The organism is Microbacterium sp. Bi128, assembly GCF_918698205.1.
The window spans coordinates 1-2,614 of record NZ_CAKKMM010000702.1; the positions used below are offsets into that span (position 1 = coordinate 1).

Consider the following 2,614-nt stretch of genomic DNA (forward strand, 5'->3'; position numbering starts at 1 on the left):
TTGTCCGGTTCGCCCTCCGCAGGTTGATAGAGGGCCCTGCCCCGAGGCATTGGCTCCGGCATCCCGGACGGTTGCCCTTCGAACAAGTCATCGGTTGGCCCCATACCGCGATCCTAGGGCACGGGGCAGCGCGACGGAGGGGGTTACTCAATTCCAGCGATGAAAGCTGCGCTCGGTGCGGCGGTCCTGCCCTGCGGCTAGTCGTCCCGGGGGATGAGGATCCACAACGCGATGTAGACGAACTCGCCCACGCCGAACAGGCCGAAGAACATGAACCCGAGCCGGACAAATGCCCGGGGCACTTCGAAACGGTCGGCCAAGGCAGCGCACACGCCTGCGAAGATTTTGCCGCGTCTGGGGCGAACCAAGGTTGCTGACATTTCGCTACCGTAGCACCAGGCGCCCGTCGAGTCAGCAGTGTCTTTCGCCCCTGCCGCCCACTGCCACAGCACGCGCCGCAGCTGATCAGAGCTGGCCGCGCCGGGCCAGGTAGGTGTTGAGCGCCGGGTTGTCGATGTCCTTGGCCAGCCACGGGATGGTCTCCGCGGCGGCGGCATCGCCCAGGAGTGCCCGGTGCGAGTGCGCCCGGACCACGAGTTCACGCAGGGCGCCGCGGCTGGCCATGGTGCCCAGCCGGTCGGCATAGTCCCCGGCGGCGGGGGAGCCGGCGTCGATGGCGACCTCGGCGGCGGTGTCCAGCAGCCGCGCCCGGTACCAGAGATACCAGGGAGTGGTGTCGAGTCCGCGCTTCAGCCAGGATTCGGCCGCGGCCTGATCGTCCAGCGCCATACTGAGCCGGGCCTTGGCACCCGCGGCCAGGGTCAGGTAGCAGTGGTCGCCGGCGACGTCGGCCATCACCCACGAGCGGTCGATCAGCGGAGCGGCGTCGTCCAGCCGGCCGGCGGCGAGGAACGTCTCGCCGCGGAGCCCGGCGACAAAAGGCTCGAACGCCGTCCAGTGCTCGGCCGCGATCAGTTCCTGGGCCCGGTCCAGGCATTCAGCCGCCGGCTCCAAATCCCCGCGCAGCAGATGCACCCGGCCGGCCAGGGCCGTGTCCGAGGCCGCCATGCCCTGGATTGCGAGGATCCGGGAGCGTTCGTCGTCGAATCCGTCCGCCGCACGGGCCGCCTGCTCCAGCCAGCCCGCCGCACGGTCCGGAATGCCCCGCTGCACGGATAGGTACCCCAACTCCCGGTACGCGGCCGCCGCCACCCGCGACGCCGGCCGCGCGGGGTTCCGTCCCCCCGACGCCAGCGATTCCGGGTCCAACCCTTCCGATTTCAAAGCCCGGTGCAGCAGGTCGGCCACTTCGGCGCCGCGGCCGCCGGCCTGATGGATCAGCGCCCCGGACAAGGTGACCAGGGATTCGGCGAGCAGATGATGGTCGCCGGTCCGTTGCGCGATCTCGGCTGCGAGGCGCAACTGCTCCAGCCCGCGGTCCACGGAGCCTGCCGAGAGCGAGGCCTCGGCGGCGTCGAGGTAGGACCGCACCGCCGCCGAACTGGCCGGCAGCCCGGGCTCCGCGGCGGGCGCCGCATCTGCCAGTGCCCGGCGCACCTCTGCCGGCACGCCGAGCCCGAGCTCCCGGCGGTACAGCTCGCGGCACTTGTCGGCCTGCTCCCGCGCCCGCCGGTAGTCACCCAGGGCGAGCAGGGCTTTGATCAGCACGGCATGGCAGTCCGCGTTGAAGGGGTCCAGGTGCAGCGCGCGGGTGGCGAGGTCGACGGCGTCGTCCGCCCTTCCGGCCGCCAGCGCGGCGAGCGATGCCTCGTAGAGCAGCGTCAGGACGGAGTTCTCGAGCCGGTGCCGCTGGTCCTCCAGCCAGGATTCGAATGCCGGGCATTCTTCGAAGGTGAGACCCTCCAGGAGTTCGCCGTCGAAGGTGCGGGGGTCGCCGCCCGCTGGCTGCAGGGCCGCCATGACATCGCAGTTCCAGCCGGCCGGCAACACGAGCCGCAGCGGGTCGCCGCCGACCGATTCCGCGCCGAGGGTCCGGCGCAGTTCGGACAGGTTCCAGCGCAGGGCGCCGAGCGGGTCCTCGGCGTCGGGGAACAGGAGGGCCGCCGTCCGGGCCCGGCCGGTGCCGCCCGGTTGCAGAGCGAGGTAGGCCAGCACAGCCCACGCCTTGCGGCCCCGGGGCTGCCGGAGTGCGGTGCCAGCGGACTCGATCCGGGGCGGACCGAGGAGCCGAATCCAAGTCTCGGCCATATGAGTCATGCTACGCCGCCAGCGGGCACGCGGGAGGGGGCCGACGGCGAGCGTGCGGCGGGGGAGCGACGGCGCCTGGCCGGCGCGTGATCGGAGCCGCAGGGAGCCGGAAGCGGGCGGAAAACCAAAGCGGAATGTGCTCACACGGTGGCTCACACGGTGGGCGCGGAAACTGGACATGTCCCCCAAAAAGGACCGGAAACCTGAACCCCACCCGCAAACCAAACCCGCACCGACCGCCCGGGATTCCGGCCCAACAACCTGATCCATCATCAGCCCCAACAACCAGCTCCATCACTCGCCCGAGGTGCTCTTCACATGGAATTTGCCGCTATCCTGCTCGCCGGACTCCTGGTCTTCGCAGCCGTCGCCACCATCGTCGCGGTCGTCCGCGACGGCCGGGGCC

General features: G+C 70.9%; 2 protein-coding genes. Both read right to left on the reverse strand.

Features of this window, described 5'->3' with window-relative positions; genetic code table 11:
- Nucleotides 1–197: 197 nt before the first annotated feature.
- Entirely contained in the window at nt 198–557 is a 360-nt protein-coding gene (locus tag LQV45_RS35820) for a PspC domain-containing protein (protein ID WP_308288927.1), read from the reverse strand.
- Nucleotides 466–2,208: a BTAD domain-containing putative transcriptional regulator gene (locus LQV45_RS25100; protein ID WP_230009338.1), complete on the reverse strand. Its 1,743-nt coding sequence runs from the start codon at nt 2,206–2,208 to the stop codon at nt 466–468. Before LQV45_RS25100 ends, LQV45_RS35820 begins: the two co-directional genes overlap by 92 nt.
- Nucleotides 2,209–2,614: the final 406 nt, after the last annotated feature.

Excerpts from the sequence above, each read along its gene's own strand:
- LQV45_RS25100 (WP_230009338.1), bottom strand. The coding sequence starts at position 2,208 with ATGGCCGAGACTTGGATTCGGCTCCTCGGTCCGCCCCGGATCGAGTCC.
- LQV45_RS35820 (WP_308288927.1), bottom strand. The coding sequence starts at position 557 with ATGCCGCCGCCGCGGAGACCATCCCGTGGCTGGCCAAGGACATCGACA.